The organism is Pseudomonas sp. 58 R 3 (assembly GCF_900006605.1).
Classification (GTDB): Bacteria; Pseudomonadota; Gammaproteobacteria; order Pseudomonadales; family Pseudomonadaceae; genus Aquipseudomonas; species Aquipseudomonas salomonii.
In genome coordinates this window covers 1-26691 of record NZ_CVTT01000069.1, presented here as the reverse complement: position 1 = coordinate 26691, position 26691 = coordinate 1, and the positions used below count along the sequence as shown (strand labels likewise).

The following is a 26691-nucleotide window of genomic DNA, read 5'->3' as shown; positions in this document are numbered from 1 at the left end:
CGGCTTTGCTGCCTGCTGCCGGTTATCAGGACAGCAGCGAGTAAACCAACGCAGTAATCGCGACCAGGCCTACAACGGTGACAAACACATTCGACGCCTGCCCACGGTACTTGGCCATGGCCGGCACCTTGCGGATCGCGTACATCGGCATCAGGAACAGGATCGAGGCGATGATCGGGCCACCGAGGGTTTCGATCATGCCGAGAATGCTCGGGTTGAGCGTGGCGACCAGCCAGCACACCACCAGCATGAACGCGGCGGTCATGCGGTCCAGGGATTTGGCAGCCGGACGACGCCCGGTTTTCAATACCAGCCCCTTGAGGCCTTCACTGGCGCCGATGTAGTGGCCCAGGAACGACTTGGCAATCGCCACGAATGCAATCAACGGTGCGGCGAAGGCGATGGTCGGGTTGTCGAAGTGGTTGGCCAGGTACGACAGAATCGACAGGTTCTGCGCTTTCGCTTCGGCCAGCTGTGCCGGCGACAGGGTCAGTACGCAGCTGAACACGAAGAACAGCACCATTACCACCATCAACAGGTGCGCACGGCACAGGATCTGCGAGCTGCGTTCATCGGCATTGGCGCCGTACTGGCGCTTCTGGTCGACCGCGAACGCCGAGATGATCGGCGAATGGTTGAACGAGAACACCATCACCGGAATCGCCAGCCACAGGGTATTGAGCAGCGCGGACGGCGCCGGGACTTCGCCGGCAGTGCTGAGGATGCCGCCGGTCCAGTGCGGGATCAGGTACACCGCCAGGAACAGCAAGGCGACGATAAACGGATACACCATCAGGCTCATGGCCTTGACGATCACTTGCTCACCGCAGCGCACCACGGCCAGCAGGCCGAGGATTAACACAAAGGCAAGGATCGCGCGTGGCGGCGGCAGGATGTGCAGTTGGTGTTCCATAAAACTGCTGACGGTGTTGGTCAGGGCCACGCTGTAGATCAGCAGGATCGGGAAGATGGCGAAGAAGTACAGCAAGGTGATCAGCGCACCGGCCTTGAGGCCGAAATGCTCTTCAACCACGTCGGTGATGTCGGAGCCGGCGCGGCCGGACAGCACGAAGCGCGTCAGGCCACGGTGAGCGAAGAACGTCATCGGGAACGCCAGCAATGCCAGGATCACCAGGGGCCAGAAGCCGCCCAGGCCGGCGTTGATCGGCAAAAACAAAGTACCGGCGCCAATGGCGGTGCCGAACAGGCCGAGCATCCAGGTGGTGTCCTGGCGGCTCCAGCTTGTGAGGGTTGCAGGTGTCGTTGCATAGCGTTCGTCGACGCTATTGGCCTGATCATTCATCCGGTCGGATCTCCGCATTTACACGGCCGGGGCGAGTCAGAAAAACCTGACAGGCAGCGCCCCGTCCATAGAAGGGGCCGGATTGTCCGGGATTCTCTCGAATAAGCAAAGACTTAGCTGAGGAATGGTTAGCCGGTGCAGGCGTGCAAGGGGGCCCTGGGCGGCCGTTTGCGAGGGCTGGGGCAGCGTAGGCGCAGGATCCGGAATCCATTTAAAACAACTAACTTACAAGACACATCCGACATTAAAAAAAGACACGTCCTGCATCTAATTCATATTTTCATCTCAATAGACCTATAACTGTTACAGAACCATACATAGCCATTGAGCCATCGCCAAGGTGCAAACTAAGATCCCCGCTCACACTTCACACAAACACCGTGCCGTGCTGTTAACCCGTTAGCGGTTCAATAAAAAAACAGCCCTATCGAATGACATTATTCCCCCGCCCCAATGCTGCACCCTGCACGTTAACAACAATGAAGGTGCCCAACATGAACCCCAGCAACGCTCTCAAACTGCTTTTAATACCTGCCTTGGTAACCGCCGTATTGTTTCCCGGCGCAGCCAACGCCACAACCAGTACGCAAACCACCGTTAACACGACCACGCCTGAAAACGCCGTCATGTTAACGGTGTTTCTCAAGCATGATCAGTCGCGGCCCTTGAGTGAGTTGAAGGCACAATTGGCCAAGCAGCAATTTCACAAAGTATTCCCGCCTGCCGGTGTGGAAGTGGTGAGTTGGAACATAACCATGGGCATCGGGCAGGTCATCGTCCTGCGCCTGCCCGCGTCGCGCCTGGCAGAAGTAAACCTGGCGATCGAAAACACCGCCTGGGGTGTTTACACCACGCAATTCTTCCCAACCTACGACTTCATGCCCATTGCGCAAGCGGAACAAACCAAGGCGCGGCAAGCGCAAACCACTCAGTAGTCGCGATGCAGGGCTGCCGTTTCAAACACCACGGCAGCCCATGGAGAATACATTCCACAACAAATCTATTTTAGAATCCCCCCCATTCCTGTACGTTTCAGGCAGTGTCCGCCTACATCCTGAGAACCCAGCCATGCCGCGCGTCTCCCGCAAACAAGCCGAACTCAACCGCGAAATCATCGTCGAGGCAGCCACGCACCTCTTCCGAGAGCGCGGCTTGCACGGTATCAGCCTGTCTGACGTAATGGCCGCAGCCGGCCTGACCCACGGCGGTTTTTATGGGCACTTCGCATCCAAGGAAGCGCTGGCCACCGAGGCGTGCCAAAAGGCATTCGAACAATCGAACCTGGGCTGGCAGGAAAAAATCAGCCGCAGTGATGATGTGCGCGCCGCCCGCGAAGCCATCCTGCGCCCGTATTTTTCCACCAGGCACCGTGACAACCCTGGCGACGGCTGCCCCATCTCGGCCTTCACCCCGGACATGTGCCATGAGCCCGCTGACACGGCGTTGCAACATACCTTTATTGAGGGTGTTGAACAGTCACTGCAGGTTTTTGCGCAGCTTCAGGATGAAGACCGCGAGGCGATGCTCGCCAAGTACGCAATGATGATTGGCGCGCTCACCCTCGCCCGTGCGACACGCGGCAGCAGTTTGTCAGATGAATTCCTTGAGGCTGCAAGAAATACCCTGCTGCAAGAGCAGAACTCGGACAGCGCCGTTGACAGCCACGCACCCTCCCCAGCATGATCAGGCCATGAACTTAACTCAGCCCTGCCTCACCCGCACCACCACCACGACCGCTTATGGCGGGTCGTGCGGTTGCTGTGGGTGCCAGAGCTAAAGACACCCAGCAACAACCCAAGGCCCCGCCAGTAATGGACGGGGCCTTTTTATTGCCCCGCCCGCTGGCCACTGCAAGGAGCAAGACCATGGCAAACGCCCTGTTGATCATCGATATGCAAACCGGTTTATACGACGGGCCTGAATCCCCCTTCGAGCGCGAGCGCGTGCTGGGCACCATCAATCAGCTTATCCAGCGCGCCCGCAACGCCGGCGCCCCCATCTTCGTCGCCCGCCACACCGGCCCGGCGGGTTCGCCGATTGCAGCAGGCAGCCCGCTCTGGCAGCTGTGGCACGGCCTCGAGGTGGACGCAGCGCGCGACCACCTGTTCAATAAAACCCGCCCCAGTTGCTTCCTGGGCACCGAGTTGGCGCAACAACTGGCGGCAGCGCAGGTCGACGAATTGGTGGTGGTCGGCATGAAAACCCAGTTTTGCATCGACACCACGTGCCGCGTAGCGGTGGAGCTTGGGTTTTCGGTGGTGCTGCCCGAGGACGGCCATACCTGCATGGACACCCCGACCTTGTCGGCCCAGGCGATCATCGAGCATCACAATGCGACCTTGGCGGGAGCATTTGTGAAGCGGGTGAAAGCGCTGGATATCGAGTTCTAGCGTCACCTGTGCGGGATTTTTCTGATTGAGCAGATCGTTCCGTCTTACAAATCCCGCATACTCGTCCTATCAAACCCTTCAGGAAGAGCCTTGCGATGCCCACCACTGTTCTGGTCCTGGTTGAAACCATCAACGAATACCTGCAAATCATCGAGAGCAATGACTTTCATGTGATTCTGGCGCCGACGCCGGCCGAGCGTGCCCAAGCGATCAAGGCCCACGGCGCGCAGATCAAGGCGGTACTCACCCGTGGCCCGCTGGGGCTGTATGCCGAAGAAATCGCGGCGCTGCCGTTGCTGGAGATTATCTGCGTGATCGGCGCAGGTTATGAGCACGTGGATCTGCAAGCGGCAAGCAATCGCGGGATCGTGGTCACCAACGGCGCTGGCGTGAACGCGCCGTCGGTAGCTGACCACGCCATGGCCTTGCTGTTGGCGCTGGTGCGCGGCATTCCCCAGACTGACGCGGCGGTGCGGCGCAGCGAATGGCCGAAAGTGATGCGCCCTTCCCTGGGTGGCAAGCAACTGGGCATTCTCGGCCTCGGCGCAGTGGGCATGGAGATTGCCAAGCGTGCCGCCCTCGGGTTTGGCATGGAAGTGAGTTACCACAACCGCCAGCCCCGCGATGATGTGGACTACACCTATTGCGCAACCGCCGTGGAGCTGGCGCGCACCTCGGACTTCCTGATCCTGGCCACGCCGGGCGGGGCCAGCACCCGCCACTTGATTGATCGCCACGCCCTGGACGCGTTGGGGCCGAACGGTTACCTGGTGAACATCGGACGTGGCAGCGTGGTGGTGACCGCCGACCTGGTGGCTGCGCTGGAACAACGCCGTATCGGCGGCGCCGCGCTGGATGTGTTCGACGATGAACCGAAAGTGCCCGACGCCCTCAAGTGCCTGAGCAATACCGTGCTCACCTCCCATGTCGCCGGCCTGTCGCCGGAAGCGGCCCACGACACCGTGCAACGCGTGGCCGATAACCTGGTGGAATATTTCGCCGGCCGCCCAGTGCTGACACCGGTTACCCTGCCGCCGCGCAACTAGTAGCGATTAGCCAGCGCCGGCGCAAAACCTGACTACACTGCTTGCGGGTATGCTCAGGACGTCGGTGCAGGACCGGCGAAGGAACGCACAATGATTGGCCATGGACTCGGCCCGGCCCGCCAGCGCGGCGCCATCGGCCTGATAGGCGCGTTAACCCTCGGTATTGCGCTGCTGTTTCTGCTGCTGGTGGTCGACAGCGGTCGCCTGTACCTGGAGAAGCGAAAATTGCAGCGTGTGGCCGACACCGCAGCGCTGGAGGCGGTAAGCCGCAGCGGCACTTGTGCGGCGCCCGCCAACACTGCTGCGCAGTTTGCAACTGAAAGCGCGGCGCGCAACAACTTCAGCCTCGACGACAATCGCACCCTGGCCACCGCCTGCGGCACCCTCGCCACCGGCGCAGATTTTATGCGCACGTTCAGCGCCGACCCGAACAAAACCGACGCTATCCGGGTGGTTGCCACCCATCGCGTGCACACCAGCCTTGCCCATGGCGTGCTCACCCTGTTCTCGCGCCAATCCGTCAACCTCACCACGCTGCTGAGCGCCACTGCCGTCGCCGCCGCGCCAACCCCCACGGTTGCCCAGCTCACGGTTCGCAGCACCTTATTGACCGTGGACAGCACCCAGTCTGTTGCCCTTAACGCCTTGATCGGTGGCCTGCTGGGCGGCAAGTTGCAACTGGACGCAGTGGGCTGGAACGGTTTGCTTAATACCGATATCAGCCTGCTCAAGTACCTGGATGCCCTGGCCATCGAATTGAAAGTCAGCGCCGGTAGTTACGACCAGTTGCTCAAGACCGACGCCACCGTCGGCCAACTGATCCAGGCGGCCATTGATGTGCTCAAGCTGGGCGGTGATGCGGTCAACGTGGTGATCAACAACCTGGAAGCCATCAAGCTGATTGCGCCGGGCTCGCAGATCCTGCACCTGGGCGACCTGATCAATATCCAGAACGGCACCGACAAAACTGCATTGGATGTGAACCTGCAACTGTTCAACCTGATCCAGGGTTTTGTGCAACTGTCGAACAAAGCCAGCGCGGTTGCCGTGGAGCTGCCGGTCAATGTGCTGGGCCTGCTCGGCGTGACCCTGTCGACCAAAGTGATCGAGCCGGGGCAGGTTTCCAGCATCGGCAACCCCAAAGATATCGCCAGGCAACCCATCTATGTGCGCACCGCCCAAGTGCGCACCTTGATCTCGGTAAAATTGCCGATCGTCACCCTGGTCAATAACCTGCTGGGGGGCGTGGTGCAGGCGCTCAGTGACCTGTTGGGTGGGCTGTTTGGCTTGCTCGACCCCAATTGCTGCCTGGTCGCCAGCCTGGAAATCGGCGACACCCTCAATATCGCCCTGGAAGCGGCCGCCGGCAGCGCCAGGGTCACCGGCTACCGTTGCGACAGCGGTAAAAAGTCGTTGTCGGTACTCGGCGAAACCTCGGCATTGCGCGCGATGATTGGCCAGGTTGACCCCAAGAACCTGTACTCATCCACCGAAACACTCAAGGTAGACGAATACCCGCTGGTGGATATCGGCACTAAAACCTGCAAGCGCGGCACCGGCGTGTGCGGCAACAGGCAGGCCTTTGCCGCGGGCGGCCTGGGCGTCCGAGTCGACAGCGAAGTGTTGAAAACCGCGCGTGCCCACACCTACACCGACCCGCCCGCTATCAACCAGCAACCGCTCTATTACGCATTCGCCAGCTCGAACGCGGTCAGCAGCCTCAAGGAAACACTCACCGGCGTCCAACTGATCAACCACCCGCCCAAAATGGCCAGCCTGTTGGGCGCCGTACTGGGCCTGGTCACGGGCGTGGTCAACGGTTTGCTCACCACCCTGGGCGGTTTGATTGCCGGGCTGCTCGGCCCGCTGCTCGACCCCATCGTCAACAACCTGCTCGCCGGCCTTGGCATCGACCTGGCAAAAGTCGAAATCGGTGCCAACCTGTCCTGCAATCCCGGTGGCCGCGCGATGCTGGTGATTTGAGCACATCAGGCCCACTGATCATCGTCCAACACGCTAACCTATTAAGCCGCCCCGACCTTGTCGCTGGGCGGCGGTGCGCATTAGATTAGCCAATAGTCCAAGGCCTTTAGAATAAGCAGAAGGGATAAGCATGGCGCTTAACGACCAATCGACCCAGATTCGCCCCGGCGAAGAACTTGATGCCAGCCTCATCGATCCCTACCTCAAGGCGCATATTCCGGGCCTTGCCGGCCCGGTCAAAATCAGCCAGTTCCCCGGTGGCGCATCCAACCTGACTTACCTGCTGGAATACCCCGGCCAGGAATTCGTGCTGCGTCGCCCGCCGTTTGGCCACAAAGCCAAGTCCGCCCACGACATGGGCCGCGAATACCGCATTCTCAATCAGCTCAAGGACGGCTTCCCGTATTGCCCCAAAGCCTATGTGCACTGCCTTGATGAATCGGTGATCGGCGCCGAGTTCTATGTGATGGAGCGCGTCAACGGCATCATCCTGCGCTCGGACCTGCCCGCCGAACTGGGCCTGGACGCGGCCAAGACCGAGGCACTGTGCAAGAGCTTTATCGACAAGTTCGTTGAACTGCACCAGGTGGATTACGCCGCCTGTGGCCTGGCCGACCTGGGCAAGCCCGAAGGGTATGTAGCCCGTCAGATTCGCGGCTGGAGCGACCGCTACGAAAAAGCCCTGACGCCCGACGCACCCAGCTGGGAAACAGTGCGCGCGTGGCTCAACGACAAGATGCCGGCCGACCACCCGACCTCCAGCATCGTGCACAACGACTACCGCTTCGACAACGTGATTCTCGACCCGCACAACCCGATGCAGATCATCGGCGTACTGGACTGGGAACTCACCACGTTGGGCGACCCGCTGATGGACTTGGGCAACACCCTCGCCTACTGGATCGAAGCCGCGGACCCTGCGCCGGTACAACTGATGCGCCGCCAACCCAGTAATGCGCCGGGCATGCTGACTCGTCGCCAATTCGTCGACTATTACGCCGAACGCTCCGGCATCCGGATCGACAATTTCGACTTCTACTACACCTATGGCCTGTTCCGTTTGGCCGGCATTGTGCAGCAGATCTACTACCGTTTTTTCCACGGCCAGACCCAGGACAAACGCTTTGCGCAGTTCATCCATATGAACAAGCTGCTGGAGCAAATGAGCCTGAATGTCATCGCTAAATCAGCCCTCTGACTACAAGAGCAAGGAACCCAGCATGTCCAAGACCCACCTGTTCGACCTCGACGGCAAAATCGCATTTGTTTCCGGCGCCAGCCGTGGCATCGGTGAAGCCATCGCCAAGCTGTTGGCCCAGCAAGGTGCGCATGTGATCGTCTCCAGCCGCAAGCTCGAAGGCTGCCAGCACGTGGCCGATGCGATCATCGCCGCCGGCGGCAAAGCCACCGCCGTGGCCTGCCATATTGGTGAAATGGAGCAGATTACCCAGGTGTTCGCCGGTATCCGTGAGCAGTTCGGTCGCCTGGATATCCTGGTCAACAATGCCGCAACCAACCCGCAATTCTGCAACGTACTGGACACCGACCTGGGCGCGTTCCAGAAGACCGTTGACGTGAACATTCGCGGCTACTTCTTCATGTCAGTGGAAGCCGGCAAGCTGATGCGCGACAACGGCGGCGGCAGCATCATCAACGTGGCCTCGATCAACGGCATCTCCCCGGGTGTGTTCCAGGGCATCTACTCGGTGACCAAGGCCGCCGTGATCAACATGACCAAAGTGTTTGCCAAAGAATGCGCGGCGTTCGGCATCCGTTGCAATGCGCTGCTGCCGGGCCTGACCGACACCAAGTTCGCCTCGGCGCTGGTCAAGAACGACTCGATCCTGAAGATGGCCCTGGCGCAGATCCCGCTCAAGCGCGTGGCCGACCCAAGCGAGATGGCCGGTGCGGTGCTGTTCCTGGCCAGCGATGCGTCCAGCTACACCACCGGTGTGTCGCTGAATGTGGACGGTGGTTTCCTGTCCTGACCAGAGCCTGCAGACACTGCCAATCCCCTGTGGGAGCGGCAGTCGTTGACTCAAGGGCGCTTGAACTGTTGGCGTAGCGTCTCTATGCGCGCTCGGCAAACACACCCCTCCAGGTGATCATTGACCATGCCCATCGCCTGCATCAGCGCGTACATCGTGGTGGGGCCAACAAAGGTCCAGCCGCGTTTCTTCAAGGCCTTGGACAAGCGCACCGATGCCGGTGACGTCGGGTTGCCGGTCCAGTAAGCCATGTCCACCACCGTCGGGCGTTCCTCTGGCGGAGGTTCAAATGCCCACAACCAGCGCGCCAGCGAACCGGTTTCGTCCACCAGTTCACAGGCCCGGCGCGCGTTGTTGATGGTCGAGACGATCTTTGCGCGGTTGCGCACGATGCCTGGGTCGTTCATCAGCCGCTCGATATCGGCCTCGCCGTATTGCGCAACGCGGCGAAAATCAAACCCTTCAAACGCCGCCCGAAACTGCTCGCGCTTGCGCAAAATGGTGATCCACGCCATGCCCGCCTGAAAACCTTCCAGGCAAATTTTCTCGTACAGCTGGGTATCGTCTGCCACCGGCACGCCCCACTCGTGGTCGTGGTAACGCGGATATTCAGGTGCGGCAGTGCGCCAGGTGCAGTGCGTCTGGCCTGCTGCGTCGGTGGTCAGCCCGGGTCTGTCCATGTGTCACCTCGCCAATCAAGACGCGGATGATAAGCGAAAAAAAATATTACCTGCCAACCGCTCAAGCATCACCCTTACCGACCAACTGGTCAGACCGGGACCTGGCAACCGCCGAATATTTACTTGTGATTTGAAAAAAACCCGGCGTAGACTGGCCCCGCACTGGACATACCGGTAAGACCACAACAATTAAGCCCTGGAACCACCAGGGCACCGAATAGAGATCCCTCCCATGCTCAGATGGTGCTCGCGTTCGATTTTCCTGCAAGTCGTGATTGGCCTGATGTTAGGCGTTATCTGCGGCCTGGCCCTTCCCGAATTCTCCTCGCAACTCAAACCCCTGGGTGACGGCTTTATCAAGCTGATCAAAATGCTGATCGGCCTGATCGTATTCTGCGTGGTGGTCAGCGGTATATCCGGTGCCGGCGACTTGAAGAAGGTCGGGCGCATCGGCTTGAAGTCAGTGATCTACTTCGAAGTGCTGACCACCGTCGCCCTGGTGATCGGCCTGATCATGGCGTTCAGCACCGGTATCGGCCAAGGCGCCAATATTCACTTGGAGCAGCTGTCGTCCGCCGGTCTCAATGAACTGGCCGACAAGGGCCAGCACATTCGCGGCACCAGCCAGTTCCTGATGGACCTGATCCCCAACTCGGTGATCGGCGCCTTTGCCGACAACAACGTACTGCAAGTGCTGCTGTTTTCGGTGCTGTTCGGCAGCGCGCTGAACCTGGTGGGCGAAGCCGCTTCCGGCATCTCGCGGCTGATCAACGAACTTAGCCATGTGATCTTTCGCATCATGGGCATGATCGTGCGCCTGGCGCCAATCGGTGTATTCGGCGCCATTGCCTTCACCACCAGTACCTACGGCCTGGATTCGCTGCAACACCTGGGCAGCCTGGTGGGCTTGTTCTACCTGACCTGCTTTGCCTTTGTCGGGCTGGTGCTGGGCCTGGTGATGCGGTTGTCCGGCCTGCGCATGCTGCCGCTGCTCAAGTACCTGCGCGAAGAGCTGCTGATCGTGATGGGCACCGCCTCCTCCGACGCGGTATTGCCGCAGATCATGCGTAAACTCGAGCACTTGGGCATTGGCAGCTCCACCGTCGGCCTGGTGATTCCGACCGGTTATTCGTTCAACCTCGACGGTTTCTCGATCTACCTGACCCTGGCCATTGTGTTTATCGCCAATGCCACCGGCACGCCGCTGTCGATGACTGATTTGCTGACCATCCTGCTGGTGTCGTTGATCACCTCCAAAGGTGCCCATGGCATTCCGGGCTCGGCGCTGGTGATTTTGGCGGCCACGCTGACCGCGATCCCGGCGATTCCGGTAGTCGGCCTGGTGCTGGTGCTGGCGGTGGACTGGTTCATGGGCATCGGCCGCGCGCTGACTAACCTGATCGGCAACTGCGTGGCCACCGTGGCCATCGCCCGTTGGGAAAAAGACATTGATATCCAGCGCGCCAACAAGGTGCTCGACGGCGAGCAAGGGTATGCCTTCCAGGCCAAGAAGCCGGTGTTGCCGGCGCATCAGGAGTTTTAACCCAGTCTATGAGCGACAAATCAAATGTGGGAGCGGGCTTGCTCGCGAAAGCGGCGGGTCAGTTGATAAATCCATTGCTGACACTGCGCATTCGCGAGCAAGCCCGCTCCCACATTTTGGTCATCGCTAATTTGACCATCGTATTGGCAACATCCAAGGAGACGTAGACGTGATCAGCACTTCAACCGTCGTCAATTCAGTCGTAGAAAAACTGCGCGCCGCACTCAAGCGGGGCCAATGGCGCCAGGGCGACATGCTCCCCGGCCAGCGTGAACTGGCCGAGCAGATGGGCATCAGCCGCCCGAGCCTGCGCGAAGCCGTGATCGTGCTGGAAACCCTCGGCCTGGTGCGCTCGATGCCCGGCAAAGGCGTGGTGGTGCTGGAAACCAGCGTCAACGAACCGCAATCCAGCGACGCCGTGGCCGACGCCAGCCTCGAAGATATCCTGCAACTGCGCTACACCCTCGAACCCTTTATTGTCGGCCTGGTGGCCCAGTCCATCAGCAGCAAGGAAGTCGGCCAGTTGCGCCTGACCTTGATGGACATGCGCGAAGCCCTGGAGGCCGGCGACGCCGAAGCAGGCATGAACGCTTACATCGGCTTTCACGAAGAGCTGTTCGCGCTGACCTCCAACCCGATCTTCCAGAACGTGGTGCAGCAGACCAGCAACGCCCTCAAGCAAAGCGCCCAGGTACTGCGCAATTCGCCCGAGCACTTGGCCGAACGCCTGCAGGAGAACGACGCCGTGGTGCGCGCCATCCGCAACAAGAACAGCGCCCTGGCCAGCGCCGAAATGCGCCGGCACATCCTCCAGGAAGGCCTGCGCATGGGCATTCGTTTGAACATCCCGGACGACCATCTGGGCAGCTGATTTTTTGGAGACCGACCATGAGCGCCCACGCCCTGCAACGCAATGCCGTCCTCCCTGCCCTGCGCCTGGTTGGCGGCAAAAAACTGTCGGTGGATGACATCTACCCACGCCTGTTCGACGCCATCCTCGAACAACGCATCGCCCCGGCCAGCCGTTTTACCGAAGAGAGCCTGGGCGAAACCTTTGGTGTGAGCCGCAGCGTGATTCGCCGTGTGCTGGCCAAACTGTCCCACCAGCAAGTGATCATCCTGCGCCCCAACCAGCGCGCCCAGGTGGCGGCGCCGGATGCGCAACAGACGCGGCAGATCCTGGAAGCACGGCGGATGACCGAGATCACCGTGGTGCAGTTGGCGTGCGCCCAGGCGACCACCACGCACATACGCCAGCTGCGCGAGTTGATTGCACGGGAGCGCGACTGCATCGAACGCGACCAGCGCGGGCCGGCCATTCGATTATCGGGGGAGTTTCATCTGCAATTGGCGCAGATGGCAGGCAACGCCCCGTTGGCGCAATTCCTCAACAGCCTGGTGCCGTTGACGTCATTGATCATTGCGCAATATGAAGCGAAAGCCTGCACCTACTGCGCGTGGCAGGAGCATCTGGCGATTGTCGATGCGGTGGAGCAACGCGACGTGCGCAGCGCCACAAGCCTGATGAGCCGGCATCTGGATCACCTGGAAGACAAACTACTCCCGCTTGGGAAACGCCCGACATAACGAGCGCCCGCTAAGCTGCAGAATGCATTCATTCCTTACATCAAGGCCCACCTACGGATGAATACTTCTATGCAACCCTTTGCCTTTACGTTGCTCGCAGCTCTTTTCATACCATCGCTCACGGTTTACGCACACGCCGGTGACGACGTAATCATCACACCCGCGCACCCCGTGTGGTTGCTTGAGCGGCCCGACGTCGACAACCCGATGTTGACCACCGCACGGACTTTTGGTGACAGCGCTTACAACAACTTCCACACCAAGGCCAGCCTGGAAATCAGCTGCCACCCGCGAAACCCAACGGCCGGGCTGGCGCTGCAAATAGAGCCGCAATCGTTGGGCTTCGATATTGAACCCTTTCATGGTCCAGACGCCAGTACCAGTGGGCCGTTGCGTATTGCCACAGGAACCCGCACGGCCATTGAGCTTTCGGTCAGCGGCGTTTGGGCTTACGCCGGGTCTTTCCAGCTAGGAACCGTCTTTGCGTTCAGCACCCAAGTGCCGCGTGATGAACTGGCCTACTGGGCCAGTGATGCCTCACGGGGCCAGACGCTGAAACTTTGGTTGGCGCCCGCCATGGCAGGCGGCAAGCCGCTGACGGCGACCTTCACATTGCCGGCAAACAACGATGGGTTAAAAAAAGTTATCCAGCCGTGTTTGGGTAGTCGTTAACGCTGGAAGATCAAAGTGTGGGGTTTGATGAATGTGGCGCCAACAAAAAGCCCCCGCCTCTCACGAGGCGGGGGCTTTTGTTTTACCGAGGGATCAAGCCGGTTGCAGCACCGACTGACCGCTCAACGCCAGGTCGAGCAACTCACGGTTGGCGACCGCATACATGGCGTAGTCCGTGCCGACGGCTGCACGGATTTCCACCATCATTGCGCGCCAGCGATCAGCCATGTCCTGGTGCTGCTCAAGCCACAGTGCCACACGGGCCTCCATGTCTTGTGGCGCATCGGCCATTTGCAGCACCGAGATGGTGATCGCCCGTTGCTGCCAGTCCACGTCGTCGCGGAACGCTTCGCGGGCCTGGGCCTGCCAGTTGTTGGCCACCGGCAGATCGCTGATCTGCTGCAGGTACCACGGCAAGTCCAGGGCGCTGCCGACGGCGAAGTAGGCCTTGGCCACTTCGGCGGCGTCATGCCCGGTCACGTCAGCGGCTTCGATGATCGGCAGCAAGGTGTACAGGTGAGTCGTACCGGCAACCATGCGCGCCAACAACTCCGGTACGCCGGCTTCGGTGTAGGCCTGGTAGCGGTTCTGCCAGCCTTCGCGGGTCGGGCCTTCCAGCAGTTCGTCGAGCTTGAGGCCCAACGCCGCCAGGTGCGGACCGAAGTGCGCGGTGTCGCGGCCAGCGTCCTGCTCGTTGCGACGGCTGCGCAGGAACCAGCGCGTAGCGCGACGGCCCAGGCGCATCAGCTCATCCATCAGCTCCAGTTGCACGTCGGCGGACACCTGGTGGTCCAGGGCTTCGATCTGACGGAACCAGTGCGGGAGGTGGAAAATGTCACGCACGATCACGTAAGCGCCGGCCACGTTCGCCGGGCTCATGCCGGTCGACTCTTTGAGTCGCTGAACGAAGGTGATGCCCATGTGGTTGACCAGGTCGTTGGCGATCTGGGTGCTGACGATTTCGCGCTTGAGGCGGTGACGGCGCATGGCTTCGCCGAACTTGGCCACCAGGCTCGGCGGGAACGCGGTCTCCATGTCACGGGTCAAGTAGTCGTCATCCGGCACCAGCGACTTGAGCAGGGCTTCCTTGAGGTCGATCTTGCTGTAGGAGATCAGCACCGACAGCTCGGGACGGGTCAGGCCCTTACCGGTGGAGGCACGCTCCACAAGCTGCTCTTCGGTCGGCAGGTACTCGATGGCGCGATCCAGCTTGCCACGGCCTTCCAGGTCGCTCATCAGGCGCTTGTACTCGGCAGCACGCTCGTAAGCCTTGCGCGCGGCCAGGGACAGTGCCTGGGTTTGCTTGTAGTTGTTGCCCAACACCAGGTTGCCGACTTCGTCGGTCATGCTCGCCAGCAGCTGGTTGCGCTGCTTGTCGGTCATGTCACCGGCCTGCACCACTTCGTTGAGCAGGATCTTGATGTTCACTTCGTGGTCGGAGCAGTCCACACCACCGGCGTTGTCGATAAAGTCGGTGTTGGAGCCGCCGCCATTGAGGCCGAATTCCACACGGCCCAATTGGGTCATGCCGAGGTTACCGCCCTCGCCCACGACCTTGCAGCGCAGCTCGTTGCCATTGACGCGCAGCGCGTCGTTGGCTTTGTCGCCCACGTCGGCGTGGCTTTCGGTGCTGGCCTTGACGTAAGTCCCGATACCGCCGTTCCACAACAGGTCCACCGGCGCCTTGAGCAAGGCGTTGAGCAGTTCGGTCGGGGTCAGCTTGTCGGCCGAGATGTCGAAGCGTTCTTTCATCTGCGGCGAAATGGCGATGCTTTTGGCACTGCGCGAGAAGATCCCGCCGCCTTCGGACATGATGCTGGTGTCGTAGTCGGTCCAGGCCGAACGCGGCAGCTCGAACATGCGCTTGCGCTCGACGAAGCTGGTCGCCGGGTTCGGGTTCGGGTCGATGAAGATGTGCAGGTGGTTGAAGGCCGCGACCAGTTGCAGCTTGTCGGACATCAGCAAGCCGTTACCGAACACGTCACCGGCCATATCGCCGACGCCCACCACGGTGATGCTGTCTTCCTGCACGTTGATGCCGCGCTCACGGAAGTGACGCTGCACACCCACCCACGCGCCCTTGGCGGTGATGCCCATTTTCTTGTGGTCGTAACCGGCAGAACCACCGGAAGCGAACGCATCACCCAGCCAGAAGCCGTAATCAATGGCAATGCCGTTGGCGATGTCGGAGAAGGTCGCAGTGCCCTTGTCCGCCGCAACGACCAGGTACGGGTCATCGTCGTCATGCCGCACGACATTGACCGGCGGCACCAAGGCGCCGTCCTTGAGGTTGTCGGTAATGTCCAACAGGCCGGAAATGAAGATGCGGTAGCAGGCGATGCCCTCGGCCGCGATCTCGTCACGGCTGCCGCCCAATGGCAGGCGACGCGGCAGGAAGCCACCTTTGGCGCCCACCGGCACAATGACCGAGTTCTTAACCTGCTGGGCTTTTACCAGGCCGAGCACTTCGGTGCGGAAGTCTTCTTCACGGTCGGACCAGCGCAGGCCGCCGCGTGCCACGTTACCAAAGCGCAGGTGCACGCCTTCAACACGCGGCGAGTACACGAAGATTTCAAACTTCGGCACCGGCTTGGGCAGCTCGGGAATCGCACGCGGGTCGAACTTGAAGCTGAAGTACGACTTGTTCTGGCCGTTGGCGTCGGTCTGGTAGAAGTTGGTGCGCAGGGTGGCCTTGATCAGGTCCAGGTAGCGACGCAGGATGCGGTCTTCGTTGAGCACCTGAACATCGTCCAGGGCCGTGAGAATCGCTTGCTCCAGGCGTTGCTGCTTGTCTTCGAGGTCGTCGGCGGTGAGCTTGCGCGCCAGGTAGAAGCGGGTCTTGAACAACCGGGTCAACTCGCGGGCGATGTCGGTGTGGTTGTTCAGGGTGCTGGCGATGTAACCCAGGTCGAAGCCCAGGCGGATCTGCTTGAGGTAACGGGCGTAAGCACGCAGCAACGCCACGTCGCGCCAAGGCAGGCCGGCGGTGAGTACCAGGCGGTTGAACGCATCGTTTTCGGCATCGCCATGCACGATGTGCACGAACGCGTCCTGCAGGGTGTCGTTGAGCTGCTGGATATCCAGGTTCACGCCTTCGGCGGCGATGAACGCAAAGTCATGGATCCAGAACTCACGGCCATTGGCATGACGCAGGCGGTACGGGAACTCGCCCAGCACGCGCAGGCCGAGGTTTTCCAGGATCGGCAGCACGTCGGACAGCGCCAGCGGCGTGTCGGCGTGGTAGAGCTTGCAATGCAGCTCACGCTGGCCGGAGACCTGGCCCAACGGCTGATAGAAGCTCATGACCAGCGGGTTGGCTTCCGTCAGGCTGTTGAGGTGCTGCATGTCGACCACCGCCGAATGCGCGGCAAAACGCTCGCGGTAACCTGCCGGGAAGCCTTTCGGGAAGTCCGCCAGCACGTTGGTGCCCTGGGCTTCGCCGAAGCTTTCCACCACCAGGCTGGCGTAGTCGTCCTGCCAGCTGCGGCAGGCCTGCACCACTTCTTTTTCCAGTTGAACCGGGTCGATGTCCAGGCGATTCTTCGGGTCCACCCGCAGAATCAACTGCACACGGGCCAGTACGGATTCGGAGAAGAAGGTCCAGAATTCGCAGTCCGAGGCTTTGAGGCGATCCATCAGCACTTGCTGGATCTTCTGGCGCACTTCGGTGGAATAGATATCGCGCGGCACGTAGGCCAGGCAGTAGCAGAAACGACCGTACGGGTCTTTGCGCAGGAACACGCGGATCTTGTTGCGCTCCTGGATCTGCACGATCGACATCACGGTGTTGAACAGTTCGTCGACCGGGGTCTGGAACAGGTCATCACGGGGCAACACTTCAACCACCTGGGCCAGCTCTTTGCCCAGGTGCGCCTTGGCCTGGAAGCCCGAGCGACGCTCGATTTCCGCGACTTTACGGCGAATGTAAGGGATAACCCGCACGCTTTCGCCGTACACCGACGAAGTGTAGAGGCCCATGAAGCGGTGTTCCTTGATGACCTTGCCGTCGGCGCTGATTTCACGGATCGACACATAGTCCGGGTAAGCCGGGCGGTGCACGCGGCTTGGGTGCGCGGCCTTGGCGAACGACAGCACGGTCGGCTCACGCAGGTAGGCCACGGCATAGTCTTCGATGCGCGTGTCTTCGGCGGTGAGGCCGGCACGCAGCAATTTGGTCAGACCGAGGAAGGAGCCGGTGTCATATTCGATATGACCGCCGTCCGCCTCGTCACGTACCACGAACTCTTCATAACCCAGGAAGGTGAAGTGGTTGCCCACCAGCCATTCCAGGAAGCTCTTGATCTCGGCTTTCTCTTCGCCGTCGATGCTGAACTGGCTGGCGTCGATACCGGCCAGCAGGTCCTGGACCTTGGCTTTCATCGGTTCGAAGTCGGCCACAGCCACGCGCACTTCGCCCAGCACCTGCTCAAGCTCTTTGCTCAGCACGTTGAGTTCGGCGGCATTGGCGCAACGGTCGATTTCCAGGTACATCAGCGATTCTTGCTGAATGCCTTCGCCCTGGGTGCCTTTTGGCAGGATTTCCAGCAACTCGCCTTTGTTGCCGCGACGCACACTGAGCACAGTGGTTTGCAGGGTGTGGATGCTGTAGCCACGGCGGTTGAGCTCGGTGCGTACCGAGTCGACCAGAAATGGCAGGTCATGGTGCAGCACTTCAACCGCGGTGTGGGTCGACTGCCAGCCATGACGTTCGTAATCGGGGTTGTAGACCCGCACTTGCGGTTGAGTGTGGTCAAAGCGCTCAAGCAGGCGCCAGGCAGACAGGGTGCAACCGGCCAGGTCGGAAAGGCGACGTTGGGTCAGTTCGTCCAGGGAAATAATGCCGAAAAATTGCTCAGCGAACAGCGCCACTTGTGGCAGTGCCTGTTCACTGATGTGCTGCGCCAGTGCCGCTTGCAGTTGATGCTGGAAGTCGGCCTTGCTGGCTGCGGTGAAGAACGCCATCTGTGGTACTCCGCTTGGGCTTGTTATTGATGGAAGCGTCGCGTGTTATCCCCTTGCAGGGAGACCGTCAGCGCTGTTCGTCGGTACTGATAACAAGCACCTTAAACGAATCAGGGTGACAGGTGGGTGAAGCTGGACAAGACAATGAGGTCACATACAACTTCCATAAGATGCACTCCACGCCAGACGACGGTAAGACGGGCAGGTCAGGCTCCCGGCACAGGGCACATCCGTTGCGCAGCTTAACGAGTGTAGGAAGACAGCTGCTTGCGACGCTGCGACATATTCGGTCATCGGTACGCAGGCTTGGGGTTGCGACTTGGGCAACCCGAATTTTTCCGAAGAAAAACCGGCTATTTCCAACCTGTCGAGTATCAAAAATGACTGATGTTGCCCGTCAAGTCATGCATTGGTTCTGACACAGAATGCAGCACAAAATTCGCCGCAATGGCACAATTGCCTCGCTGCGCCCGCCCCCAGACAGGATTTCCCATGCTGCAAATGAACACTGATGCGTTGATGGCCACTCCGTGCGACGACGAAGAAGACAACATGGCCATGCTTTGCTGTCACGGCAAAAATGGCGAAATGTTCATGCTCAGCCGCTACCCGGACGAGGATGAGGTTGAGCTGACCTGGGACTATGAGCCATCGACCCTGGACGGGCTGAAAGTCACCTTGAGTGACACCACCCTGGTGATTGAACTGGCGGCCGGCGATGCCGATGCACTGGGCGGCAAGGACTGCCTGGCGATCACCCACACCACCGCCGTGGCGGAGATGGCTGAAGTGGAAGAAACCTTGCAGAACATTCTCAAGGGCACCGGCACCTTTGCCCGTATTTAGGCAGCTCCCACAGGGACCGAGTAACTTTTGGTGAAATTTGTACGCTGCACACAAAAATCCTACACGTTTTGCTAAAAATACCGCCCGCGCCGTTAGTCGCCGCACCCCGCGATGCATTAAAGTAGACGCCCCAGGCCCGGCGGTTTTTTTCGACGTTGGGGCTCATCTCTCCAGGAACCGTCATCGATGGAACATCGTGAAGCGCTGCTTGCGCTGCGAACCTTTCTTTCTACGCAGATTCTCGGCCAGGAAAAACTCATCGATCGCCTGCTGATCGCCCTGCTCGCCGACGGCCATATGCTGGTCGAAGGCGCACCGGGCCTGGCCAAGACCAAGGCCATCAAAGAGCTGGCCGAAGGCATCGAAGCGCAGTTCCATCGTATCCAGTTCACCCCCGACCTGCTGCCCGCCGACATCACCGGCACCGAGATCTATCGCCCGGAAACCGGCAGCTTCGTGTTCCAGCAAGGCCCGATCTTTCACAACCTGGTGCTGGCGGACGAAATCAACCGCGCCCCGGCCAAGGTGCAATCGGCACTGCTCGAAGCCATGGCCGAACGCCAGGTCAGCGTGGGCCGCAGCACCTACGACCTGTCGCCATTGTTTTTGGTGATGGCCACGCAAAACCCCATCGAGCAGGAAGGCACTTACCCGTTGCCCGAAGCCCAGCTCGACCGTTTCCTGATGCACGTCAAAATCGGCTTCCCGGACGCGGCCGTCGAACGGCGCATCCTGCAACAGGCCCGTGGCGAAGCACTCAATGGCGAAACCAAGCCTGAACGGCGCGTAAGCCAGCAGGCGATTTTTGCCGCGCGCAAGGAAATCCTGGGCCTGTACATGGCCGATGCGGTGGAGGAATACCTGGTGCAACTGGTCATGGCCACACGCACCCCGGCCAAGTTCGACCCGGAAATGGCCGAGTGGATCGCCTATGGCGCCAGCCCGCGCGGCTCCATCGCCCTCGACCGCTGCGCCCGCGCCCATGCCTGGCTGGCCGGGCGCGATTTTGTGAGCCCCGAAGATATCCAGGCGGTGCTGTTCGACGTGCTGCGCCATCGCATTATTCTGTCGTTCGAGGCCGAAGCGGCCGGCATTGACCAGGACCGCGTGGTGCAACGCATTCTCGACGTCGTAGCCGTCGCTTGAACCCCATGAATGCCGGCGATGGAATCCGCGTCACGCTCAGTGAATTGATTGAGATGCGCCATCGCGTTCGCGAAGTGCAGCTGTTTTCCACACCCAGCCAGCGCAGCCCGTTGATCGGCCTGCACCACTCCAAGCTGCGTGGGCGCGGGGTCGACTTCGACCAGGTGCGCGTGTACCAGGCCGGCGATGATGTGCGCACCATCGACTGGCGCGTCACGGCGCGCACCCAGGAGCCGCACACCAAGCTGTTCCACGAAGAACGCGAACGGCCGATTTTCATCATGGTCGAGCAAAGCTGCCGGCTGTTTTTTGGTTCCGGCCAAATGTTCAAATCGGTGCTCGCCGCCCAAGCCGCCAGCCTGATCGGCTGGGCCGCGCTGGGGCATAACGACCGTGTCGGCGGGCTGGTGTTCGGCGACAGCGAACACTACGAAATCAAACCCCGGCGCAGTAAACAAAGCCTGCTGCAATTGCTCAACCGCCTGGTGCGGGTGAACCAGAGCCTGAACACCGAAAGTCGCCCCGAAGCCGACGCGTTGGGCATGGCCCTGCGCCGTGGCCGCGAAGTGCTGCGCCCGGGCAGCCTGGTCATTGTGATCTGCGACGAGCGCGCCCTGACCGAAGGTGCCGAGCAGCAACTGAGCCTGTTATCACGGCATTGCGACCTGCTGTTGCTGCCTATTTCTGACCCGCTGGACCACGCCCTGCCCGCTGCGGGGCTGCTGCGTTTCGCGCAAAGAGGCGCGCAACTGGAACTGGACACCCTGAACTTCGATTTGCGCCAGGCTTACAAAGCCCAGGCCGAGGAGCGTATTGCGCGCTGGGAACTGCTTGCACAGAAGCTGCGCATTCTATTGATGCCCTTAAGCACCCAAAGCGAAATGGTCGAGCAACTGCGCGAATACCTCAACCCGCAACGCCCGGTTAAAAAGCAATGAGCAGCCTCGACCAACTGCAGCCCCTGATCGCCCCACCGGCCATCGGCTTCTGGCCACCTGCGCCGGGCTGGTGGTTGTTGCTGCTGGTGATTCCATTGTTGGGTTGGGGCCTGTGGTGGTTGCGCCGGTTCCTGCCCACACGCCGCCCCGTGGCCCGTGCCGAACAACCACTGGACCCGCTGCGCATCGCCGCCCTGGCCGAACTGGCGCTGATGCCCAAACCCTACGACGGCGCGCCCGCCGGTGCCTGGCTGCAACAACTCAATGGCCTGCTCAAGCGCCTGTGCCGCAACGACTACCCCTACAGCCAGAGCCACACGCTCAACGGGCGCAAATGGCTGGCGTTCCTCGACAACCGTTGCCCGGCCGCCGGCCTTACGCGCTGGATGGTGTTGGTCGAAGGCGCCTACAAACCCGAATGCAAACTCGACGACAAGGCCATCGCCGGCCTGACCCAAGCGGTCGATACCTGGATTCGCAAACATGTTTGAGTTCGCCTGGCCGTGGATCTTCGCCCTGTTGCCCTTGCCGTGGTTGATGCGCTTTATCCTGCCGGTGGCCGACAGCGGCGAGCCCGCGCTGAAGGTCAGCTACCTGGCCGACCTTGAAGGCCTGGCGCGCCGCCGCGCACGGGTCAACCTGCCCGGCTGGCGTCAGCAAGCGCCGTTCGTGGTGCTGTGGTTACTGCTGTTGACCGCCGCCGCGCGCCCGGAATGGCTCGGCGAACCGCTGCCGATTGCCGCCAGCGGCCGTGACCTGCTGGTGGCCGTGGACGTGTCCGGCTCCATGGACTTTCCCGATATGCACTGGCAGGGCGATGACGTCAGCCGCCTGAGCCTGGTGCAGCATTTGCTCGGCGACTTCCTGGAAAGCCGTGAAGGCGACCGCGTGGGCCTGATCCTGTTCGGCAGCCAGGCGTACCTGCAAGCGCCGCTGACCTTCGACCGGCGCACCGTGCGCACCTGGCTGGATGAAGCGCGCATCGGCATCGCCGGTAAAAACACCGCCATCGGCGATGCGATTGGCCTGGCGCTTAAACGCCTGCGCCAGCGCCCGGCGCAAAGCCGCGTGCTGATCCTGGTCACCGACGGCGCCAACAACGCCGGGCAGATCGACCCGCTGACCGCTGCGCGCCTGGCGGCCGAAGAAGGGGTGAAAATCTACCCGATCGGCATCGGCGCCGACCCGGAGCAAACCGGCTCATTGGGCATCCTGGGCGTCAACCCGAGCCTGGACCTGGATGAACCGGCCTTGAAGGCCATCGCGGACGCCACCGGTGGCCGCTACTTCCGCGCCCGCGACGGCGATGAGCTGCAAAAGATCAAGCAAACCCTCGATCAGCTGGAACCGGTGGCCCAACAACCGACCCAGGCACGCCCGGCCCAGGCGCTGTATAGCGCACCCCTGACGCTGGCCCTGATACTGAGCATGCTGCTGGTGGTGCAGGAGCGCTGGCCCAATAACGCATTGCAACGCTGGTTCAATAAGCTCTCGACCAAAGGCATTTTTTTGCAGCAACACCCGCAATGGCGCCAACGCCTTAAACGCCTGCGCTTGCGGAGGCGTCGATGATCGACCTGTGGCCGCACTGGTTCCGCCCCTGGTGGCTGTTGCTGCTGCCGTTGCTCGGCTGGCTGCTGTGGCAGCTGTGGCACCGGCAAAAGCGCGCCGGGCGCTGGCAGATGATTTTGCCGCCGGCCTTTCATGCGGTGCTGCTCAGTGGCGGCAACGGCCGCGAGAGCAAATCGCCGTGGGTGGTGCTGGGCGTCGCCTGGCTGCTGGCCGTGTTGGCGTTGCTCGGCCCCAGCTGGCAAAGGGTTGAACAGAACAGCCAGAAACCCGCCGACCCGGTGGTGGTGCTGCTGGAACTGACCCCGGAAATGCTTGCCACCGACAGCCCGCCCAATCGCCTGGAACAGGCGCGGCGCAAGCTCTACGACTTGCTGCAAGCACGTGACAACGCGCCCACCGCCATCGTCGTGTATGCCGGCAGCGCGCACACGCTGGTGCCGCTGTCGGACGACCTGGCCACCAGCCGCAACCTGCTCGAAGCCTTGCGCCCCTCGATCATGCCCGAGCCCGGCCATCGCGCCGACCTGGCGGTAGAAAAAGCCCTGAGCCTGCTCAAGCAGGCCGGCCTTGGCCAGGGACGCCTGCTGCTGGTGGGTTCGTCACTGTCGAAACAGGAGCGCCAGGGCATCCGCCTGCAGTTGCAGAGCGCCCAGGCCCCGAGCCTGTCGATCCTCGGCATCGGCAGCCGCGAAGGCACGCCGGTGACCCAGGAAAGCGGCGAGTTCCTTAAGGATGACCAGGGCGCCATCCTGGTGCCGCGCCTGGACAGCCCGACCCTCAAAGCCTTTGCCAGTGAGATGGGCGGCCGTTACCGCGCCGCGCGCCTGGACGACAAAGACCTGCGCCAGCTCAACCTGCTCGACGGCCCGCAACAACTGCGCAATGACGGCCAACTGCTGCACCTCGATACCTGGGCCGACCAGGGTTACTGGTTGCTGCTGCCCCTGTTGCTGCTCGCCGCCTGCGCGGGCCGCCGAGGCTGGCTGTTCTGTTTGCCGTTGCTGCTGTTGGGCGCGCCGCAGCCCAGCTATGCCTTTGAACTTCAGGACCTGTGGCTGCGCCCCGACCAGCAAGGCCAATACCTGCTGAAGAAAAAGCGCCCCAGCGAGGCCGCCGAACACTTCGAAGACCCGCAATGGCAAGGCGTAGCACTGTATGAGGCGGGTGACTACGCCGAGGCGATCAAGCGTTTTGCCCAGGGCAACGACGCCTATTCCCACTACAATCGCGGCAACGCCCTGGCCAAGTCCGGTGAACTGGAAGCCGCCATCGACGCTTACGAGCAAGCGCTCGAAGCCCAGCCCGACCTGCAACCGGCGTTGAAAAACAAAGCCCTGGTCGAAAGCCTGATCCAGGAAAAAGCCCAGCCGGAACCGGCCAGGCCCGCCAAAAATGAGGATGACGAAACCACCCAACCCGGCCAAACTGCGCAACCGGGCGCCAGCGGCCAAAGTGCCACGGGCGGCGAGCAATCGCCTCAAGGCCAAGGCCAGGCCAGTGCCGGCGACAACCAGACGGGCGCCACCCCCAAAGCCGGCGGCAATGACGTACCCGGCAGCGAACTGGGCGACGAGCACACCACCACCCCGCCCTTGCGCCCCGCCGATGCCAGCCTCGATGGCGAGCATCGCCAGGCGCTGGAGCAATGGCTGCAGCAGATCCCGGACAACCCCGGCGAGTTGCTGCGGCGTAAATTCTGGTACGAACAGCAACAACATCAGGACAAGACTCGATGAGCCGCCGCACCACCCTTCTGCTCCTGTTTGCACTCTCGGCAGGCCACGCCCAGGCGGCCAACCTGGTGGCGAGTGTCGACCGCAGCCGCGTCAATTCCGGGGAAACGGTGGAGCTGACGGTGGAGTCCAGTGACGTCACCCAGTTCGGTAAACCCGACTTGTCACCGCTGGATGCGCAGTTCGAAGTCAGCGGCACGCGTCAGATCAACCAGCTCACCACCTTGGGCGGCGATAACCACGCCACCACGCGCTGGATCATCACGTTGCTGCCCAAGGAAAACGGCACCGTGGTGATTCCGCCGCTGCAAGTGGGCGAACTCAAGACCCAGCCGATCAGCCTGCAAGTGCTGGAAACCGCCAGCCAAAACACCAGCGCCGAACTGGCCCCGGTGTTTATCGAAGCCAACCTCGACCAGAGCAGCGTGTACGTGCAGGCCCAGGCACTGTTGACCGTGCGCGTGTACCACTCGGTGTCGCTGTATGACGACAGCAGCCTCACGCCGTTGCAAATCCCGGATGCGCGCATCGAGCAATTGGGCGAGTCGCGCACCTACGAAAAGGTCATCAACAGCATTCGACACGGTGTGATCGAAACCCGTTATGCGATCTACCCGCAGCGCAGCGGCGCCCTGGTGATACCGGCGCAGACCTTCAGTGCCACCCTGGTGGAATCGCGGCCGCCCCAGGAGAACACCCTGCAAGGCACCAAACCGGGCAAGTTGATTCATGTCAGCTCGGCCGAGTTGCCACTGACGGTAAAGCCCAAGCCGGAATTTTACCCCGCCGACGTGGCCTGGTTGCCTGCGCGCAGCCTGACCCTGAGTGAAGCCTGGAACCCTGAACCCGATCACGTACAAGTCGGCGACTCCCTGACGCGCAGCCTCACGGTCAAGGCCGAGGGTTTGTCCAGCGCACAACTGTCGGCACTGCCCACCAGCGAGATCAACGGCCTGCGCCGTTACCCGGACCAGCCGGTACTCGCCAACCAGAACAGCGACCGAGGCCTGATCGGCAGCCGTGAAGACCGCGAAGCCCTGGTGCCGACCCGCGCCGGCAGCGTGGAAATGCCCGCCGTGGAAGTGGTGTGGTGGAACACCCACGAGGATCACCTGGAACGCACCAGCCTGCCCGCGCGCACGCTGCAAGTGGCGACCAACCCAAGCCTGGTGGTGGACACGCCCGCCACGCCAACGGTGATTACCGCACCGGACGATAGCCGCCTGTGGCTGTGGCAACTGAGCACCTTGATACTCGCCTGCACCACGCTGTTGGGTTTCGGCCTGTGGTGGCGCGCGCGTCGCCAACCTGCCGTGCAGCGCGCGGCCCAAACCGGCCCGAGCCCACGCTCGCTGCTGGACGACCTCAAACGCGCCACCCAGGCCAACGACCCGCAAGCCACACGCCAGGCGCTGGATGCCTGGGCGCGGCAACAGCCGGAAACCCTGGCCGACATGGCGGCGCGATTTGTGCCGTTGTCGGATGCCCTGGATGGGTTGAATGGCGCGCTGTACAGCGAGAGCGGCCAGTATTGGCTGGGTGAAGATTTATGGCGTGCGGTCAAGGCGATTCCAATGGTCGAGCGCGAGCAAGACCCGGCGATGGATACCACCAGCTTGCCGCCGCTGTACCCCAAGTAATCTTGATCCAGCTCACACAGTTGATCTGTTGCCTGGGCGACATGCATTGTTAAAGGCCAGCAGTCCATATCCCTTTAATTTGCGGGAAGTTTCCTAGACAATCCTTCGGCCTTGCGCCTGCTCACTTCACTGGCTAGCCTTCGCTCCGTCGCTGCATATCAGCGATCAGGAGTGAGATCCTGTGAACGGAGTGCCAAGTGCCACAACCGCGAGCAACATGCTCTATGGCGGCTGTGTGCGGGCAGACTTAGGTCTGGCCGGGTGCTCCTGACCGGTTATCTCACCCCGCACATAGCTGCCACCTTTTGTTGAGTGAGATCTGCAAAAGAATGGCTCCCAACCTTTTAGGAGTTTCATTCATGACCAAAATCGTCCCAGACCCACCCCGCTTCACCCCCGACCGCGAACTCTTTGAGCGCGCCCTGCGCCACTACCTGCAACCTGCCCCACCGCCGTCCTTCACCGTGCATCACGACCTCAGCTTCGAAGACGCCCTCGCCCAAATCTGCGATTTGCTGCGCTGTGCAGCCGCCACTGCCGCAGGCACGCGCCAAACGCTGACAGGCGATGAACACCACATGGCCGGCGCCACCGAGCACTTGATCAACCAGGCCAAAACCCTTGCCGACCGCGCACTGGAGTGCATGAACGCCGCGTAACCC

General features: G+C 61.4%; 22 protein-coding genes. 19 read left to right on the top strand and 3 right to left on the bottom strand.

The annotated features are described in order from the left end of the window. Nucleotides 1–25 precede the first annotated feature (25 nt). The gene (locus tag BFP92_RS23385; RefSeq protein ID WP_065931310.1) at nt 26–1303 is read right to left on the bottom strand and encodes a serine/threonine transporter; all 1278 of its coding nucleotides are present in this window, start codon (nt 1301–1303) and stop codon (nt 26–28) included. A gap of 494 nt (nt 1304–1797) precedes the next feature. Here BFP92_RS23385 and BFP92_RS23380 point away from each other — a divergent pair, with 494 nt between their 5' ends. The 7 genes from BFP92_RS23380 (at nt 1798) to BFP92_RS23350 (ending at nt 8710) form a co-directional block, all read left to right on the top strand. Continuing rightward, the gene (locus BFP92_RS23380; protein WP_065931309.1) at nt 1798–2238 is read left to right on the top strand and encodes a hypothetical protein; all 441 of its coding nucleotides are present in this window, start codon (nt 1798–1800) and stop codon (nt 2236–2238) included. A gap of 133 nt (nt 2239–2371) precedes the next feature. Continuing rightward, nucleotides 2372–2986, top strand: coding sequence for a TetR/AcrR family transcriptional regulator (locus BFP92_RS23375; protein WP_065931308.1), 615 nt, complete (start codon nt 2372–2374; stop codon nt 2984–2986). A gap of 182 nt (nt 2987–3168) precedes the next feature. Then, entirely contained in the window at nt 3169–3693 is a 525-nt protein-coding gene (locus BFP92_RS23370; RefSeq protein ID WP_065931307.1) for a cysteine hydrolase family protein, read from the top strand. 95 nt (nt 3694–3788) lie between these two features. Next, a complete protein-coding gene (locus BFP92_RS23365) occupies nt 3789–4739 on the top strand; it encodes a 2-hydroxyacid dehydrogenase (protein ID WP_065931306.1) in 951 nt (316 codons plus the stop codon). A gap of 90 nt (nt 4740–4829) precedes the next feature. Further along, nucleotides 4830–6722, top strand: coding sequence for a pilus assembly protein TadG-related protein (locus BFP92_RS23360; protein ID WP_065931305.1), 1893 nt, complete (start codon nt 4830–4832; stop codon nt 6720–6722). A gap of 130 nt (nt 6723–6852) precedes the next feature. Next, on the top strand, nt 6853–7920 hold the full coding sequence (locus BFP92_RS23355; protein WP_065931304.1) for a phosphotransferase family protein: 1068 nt from the start codon (nt 6853–6855) through the stop codon (nt 7918–7920). Between the two features lie 22 nt (nt 7921–7942). Continuing rightward, a complete protein-coding gene (locus BFP92_RS23350) occupies nt 7943–8710 on the top strand; it encodes an SDR family oxidoreductase (protein ID WP_056860254.1) in 768 nt (255 codons plus the stop codon). A gap of 50 nt (nt 8711–8760) precedes the next feature. On the opposite strand, the gene BFP92_RS23345 is transcribed toward BFP92_RS23350, so the two are convergent. Beyond that, complete coding sequence (locus tag BFP92_RS23345) at nt 8761–9390, bottom strand: DNA-3-methyladenine glycosylase I (protein WP_065931303.1); 630 nt, start codon at nt 9388–9390, stop codon at nt 8761–8763. A gap of 217 nt (nt 9391–9607) precedes the next feature. Between BFP92_RS23345 and BFP92_RS23340 the strand changes: the two genes are divergently transcribed. The 4 genes from BFP92_RS23340 (at nt 9608) to BFP92_RS23325 (ending at nt 13192) form a co-directional block, all read left to right on the top strand. Further along, nucleotides 9608–10933: a C4-dicarboxylate transporter DctA gene (locus tag BFP92_RS23340; RefSeq protein ID WP_169986452.1), complete on the top strand. Its 1326-nt coding sequence runs from the start codon at nt 9608–9610 to the stop codon at nt 10931–10933. Between the two features lie 169 nt (nt 10934–11102). Then, nucleotides 11103–11804 (top strand): FadR/GntR family transcriptional regulator, encoded by a 702-nt coding sequence (locus tag BFP92_RS23335; RefSeq protein ID WP_065931302.1) that lies wholly within the window; start codon nt 11103–11105, stop codon nt 11802–11804. A 17-nt stretch (nt 11805–11821) separates the two neighbouring features. After that, complete coding sequence (locus BFP92_RS23330; RefSeq protein WP_065931301.1) at nt 11822–12520, top strand: GntR family transcriptional regulator; 699 nt, start codon at nt 11822–11824, stop codon at nt 12518–12520. A gap of 69 nt (nt 12521–12589) precedes the next feature. Then, nucleotides 12590–13192 (top strand): hypothetical protein, encoded by a 603-nt coding sequence (locus BFP92_RS23325; RefSeq protein WP_065931300.1) that lies wholly within the window; start codon nt 12590–12592, stop codon nt 13190–13192. A 93-nt stretch (nt 13193–13285) separates the two neighbouring features. On the opposite strand, the gene BFP92_RS23320 is transcribed toward BFP92_RS23325, so the two are convergent. After that, nucleotides 13286–18154 (bottom strand): NAD-glutamate dehydrogenase, encoded by a 4869-nt coding sequence (locus tag BFP92_RS23320; protein ID WP_065931299.1) that lies wholly within the window; start codon nt 18152–18154, stop codon nt 13286–13288. A 492-nt stretch (nt 18155–18646) separates the two neighbouring features. Between BFP92_RS23320 and BFP92_RS23315 the strand changes: the two genes are divergently transcribed. The 8 genes from BFP92_RS23315 to BFP92_RS23280 all read left to right on the top strand — a co-directional run bounded on the left by BFP92_RS23315 (nt 18647) and on the right by BFP92_RS23280 (nt 26688). Continuing rightward, nucleotides 18647–19000 (top strand): hypothetical protein, encoded by a 354-nt coding sequence (locus BFP92_RS23315; protein ID WP_065931298.1) that lies wholly within the window; start codon nt 18647–18649, stop codon nt 18998–19000. Between the two features lie 186 nt (nt 19001–19186). Then, nucleotides 19187–20146 (top strand): AAA family ATPase, encoded by a 960-nt coding sequence (locus BFP92_RS23310; protein WP_003174327.1) that lies wholly within the window; start codon nt 19187–19189, stop codon nt 20144–20146. A 5-nt stretch (nt 20147–20151) separates the two neighbouring features. Then, nucleotides 20152–21084: a DUF58 domain-containing protein gene (locus BFP92_RS23305; protein ID WP_056860262.1), complete on the top strand. Its 933-nt coding sequence runs from the start codon at nt 20152–20154 to the stop codon at nt 21082–21084. After that, on the top strand, nt 21081–21575 hold the full coding sequence (locus BFP92_RS23300) for a DUF4381 domain-containing protein (protein ID WP_017136650.1): 495 nt from the start codon (nt 21081–21083) through the stop codon (nt 21573–21575). The genes BFP92_RS23305 and BFP92_RS23300 overlap by 4 nt, the downstream gene beginning before the upstream one ends. Then, nucleotides 21568–22656, top strand: a complete 1089-nt coding sequence (locus tag BFP92_RS23295) for a vWA domain-containing protein (protein WP_065931297.1) — start codon at nt 21568–21570, stop codon at nt 22654–22656. Before BFP92_RS23300 ends, BFP92_RS23295 begins: the two co-directional genes overlap by 8 nt. After that, on the top strand, nt 22653–24392 hold the full coding sequence (locus BFP92_RS23290; protein ID WP_065931296.1) for a tetratricopeptide repeat protein: 1740 nt from the start codon (nt 22653–22655) through the stop codon (nt 24390–24392). The genes BFP92_RS23295 and BFP92_RS23290 overlap by 4 nt, the downstream gene beginning before the upstream one ends. Beyond that, nucleotides 24389–26029, top strand: coding sequence for a BatD family protein (locus tag BFP92_RS23285; RefSeq protein WP_065931295.1), 1641 nt, complete (start codon nt 24389–24391; stop codon nt 26027–26029). Before BFP92_RS23290 ends, BFP92_RS23285 begins: the two co-directional genes overlap by 4 nt. Nucleotides 26030–26388: 359 nt before the next feature. Further along, on the top strand, nt 26389–26688 hold the full coding sequence (locus tag BFP92_RS23280; protein ID WP_083221788.1) for a DUF6124 family protein: 300 nt from the start codon (nt 26389–26391) through the stop codon (nt 26686–26688). Nucleotides 26689–26691: the final 3 nt, after the last annotated feature.

Coding starts and splice junctions, on each gene's coding strand:
- BFP92_RS23310 (WP_003174327.1), top strand. CDS start 19,187: ATGGAACATCGTGAAGCGCTGCTTGCGCTGCGAACCTTTCTTTCTACG.
- BFP92_RS23345 (WP_065931303.1), bottom strand. CDS start 9,390: ATGGACAGACCCGGGCTGACCACCGACGCAGCAGGCCAGACGCACTGC.
- BFP92_RS23355 (WP_065931304.1), top strand. CDS start 6,853: ATGGCGCTTAACGACCAATCGACCCAGATTCGCCCCGGCGAAGAACTT.
- BFP92_RS23290 (WP_065931296.1), top strand. CDS start 22,653: ATGATCGACCTGTGGCCGCACTGGTTCCGCCCCTGGTGGCTGTTGCTG.
- BFP92_RS23295 (WP_065931297.1), top strand. CDS start 21,568: ATGTTTGAGTTCGCCTGGCCGTGGATCTTCGCCCTGTTGCCCTTGCCG.
- BFP92_RS23380 (WP_065931309.1), top strand. CDS start 1,798: ATGAACCCCAGCAACGCTCTCAAACTGCTTTTAATACCTGCCTTGGTA.
- BFP92_RS23325 (WP_065931300.1), top strand. CDS start 12,590: ATGCAACCCTTTGCCTTTACGTTGCTCGCAGCTCTTTTCATACCATCG.
- BFP92_RS23300 (WP_017136650.1), top strand. CDS start 21,081: ATGAGCAGCCTCGACCAACTGCAGCCCCTGATCGCCCCACCGGCCATC.
- BFP92_RS23305 (WP_056860262.1), top strand. CDS start 20,152: ATGAATGCCGGCGATGGAATCCGCGTCACGCTCAGTGAATTGATTGAG.
- BFP92_RS23360 (WP_065931305.1), top strand. CDS start 4,830: ATGATTGGCCATGGACTCGGCCCGGCCCGCCAGCGCGGCGCCATCGGC.
- BFP92_RS23370 (WP_065931307.1), top strand. CDS start 3,169: ATGGCAAACGCCCTGTTGATCATCGATATGCAAACCGGTTTATACGAC.
- BFP92_RS23285 (WP_065931295.1), top strand. CDS start 24,389: ATGAGCCGCCGCACCACCCTTCTGCTCCTGTTTGCACTCTCGGCAGGC.
- BFP92_RS23320 (WP_065931299.1), bottom strand. CDS start 18,154: ATGGCGTTCTTCACCGCAGCCAGCAAGGCCGACTTCCAGCATCAACTG.
- BFP92_RS23385 (WP_065931310.1), bottom strand. CDS start 1,303: ATGAATGATCAGGCCAATAGCGTCGACGAACGCTATGCAACGACACCT.
- BFP92_RS23315 (WP_065931298.1), top strand. CDS start 18,647: ATGCTGCAAATGAACACTGATGCGTTGATGGCCACTCCGTGCGACGAC.
- BFP92_RS23350 (WP_056860254.1), top strand. CDS start 7,943: ATGTCCAAGACCCACCTGTTCGACCTCGACGGCAAAATCGCATTTGTT.
- BFP92_RS23280 (WP_083221788.1), top strand. CDS start 26,389: ATGACCAAAATCGTCCCAGACCCACCCCGCTTCACCCCCGACCGCGAA.
- BFP92_RS23375 (WP_065931308.1), top strand. CDS start 2,372: ATGCCGCGCGTCTCCCGCAAACAAGCCGAACTCAACCGCGAAATCATC.
- BFP92_RS23365 (WP_065931306.1), top strand. CDS start 3,789: ATGCCCACCACTGTTCTGGTCCTGGTTGAAACCATCAACGAATACCTG.
- BFP92_RS23330 (WP_065931301.1), top strand. CDS start 11,822: ATGAGCGCCCACGCCCTGCAACGCAATGCCGTCCTCCCTGCCCTGCGC.